Below are 246 nucleotides of genomic sequence, written 5' to 3'. Positions count from 1 at the left end.
CGGGTTGTCCTCGCTGGCCTCGGCGACGTCCGCGGCGCGGGCGGCGTAGCCGTCCATCGCGGAGTTGTCGAAGCCCGGGACGGCCACCGTCGCCCGCACGTGCGCCGCGAGCACGCAGCCGTGCGCCGCGAGCACGCAGCCGTGCGCCTCGCGCAGCGCCGTCCGCCGCGGCGACATGGGGTGGATTGCGGCGATAATGTCCGATGCGTGCTGGTCTACCGTTTTCACAGGCACCCGTCCCGTTCT

The 246-nt window shown here is 73.2% G+C and carries 1 pseudogene; it reads right to left on the bottom strand.

Annotated elements, in window-relative coordinates:
- A pseudogene (locus FMEAI12_RS21565) lies at window positions 1-228 on the bottom strand (molybdopterin molybdenumtransferase MoeA); the annotation flags it as partial.
- Window positions 229-246: the final 18 nt, after the last annotated feature.

Source organism: Parafrankia sp. Ea1.12 (assembly GCF_900465275.1).
Classification (GTDB): Bacteria; Actinomycetota; Actinomycetes; order Frankiales; family Frankiaceae; genus Parafrankia; species Parafrankia soli.
This window is presented reverse-complemented; position numbering and strand designations above follow the sequence as displayed.